Source organism: Vibrio scophthalmi LMG 19158 (assembly GCF_000222585.1).
GTDB classification, from domain to species: domain Bacteria; phylum Pseudomonadota; class Gammaproteobacteria; order Enterobacterales; family Vibrionaceae; genus Vibrio; species Vibrio scophthalmi.
The window spans coordinates 1-241 of record NZ_AFWE01000009.1 but is presented as its reverse complement, the minus strand read 5'-3'; the positions used below and the strand labels follow the sequence as shown (position 1 = coordinate 241).

2 tRNA genes are annotated in these 241 nt (G+C 50.6%); both read right to left on the bottom strand.

Annotation, left to right across the window (positions count from 1 at the left end):
• Positions 1-44: 44 nt before the first annotated feature.
• Positions 45-120 (bottom strand) — tRNA-Val (locus tag RH88_RS00065).
• Between the two features lie 37 nt (positions 121-157).
• Positions 158-233 (bottom strand) — tRNA-Ala (locus RH88_RS00060).
• Positions 234-241 lie beyond the last annotated feature (8 nt).

Below are 241 nucleotides of genomic sequence, written 5' to 3'. Positions count from 1 at the left end.
AATGAAACCATTTTTAAAAACACTCTTGCGAATGCGCTTAAAGATGGTGGGCGATACCGGGCTCGAACCAGTGACCCCCTGCTTGTAAGGCAGGTGCTCTCCCAACTGAGCTAATCGCCCATATTAGTTTTACTTCTTATAGGAAGAAGTTTCTCAATGGTGGAGCTATGCGGGATCGAACCGCAGACCTCCTGCGTGCAAGGCAGGCGCTCTCCCAGCTGAGCTATAGCCCCATCGAGAA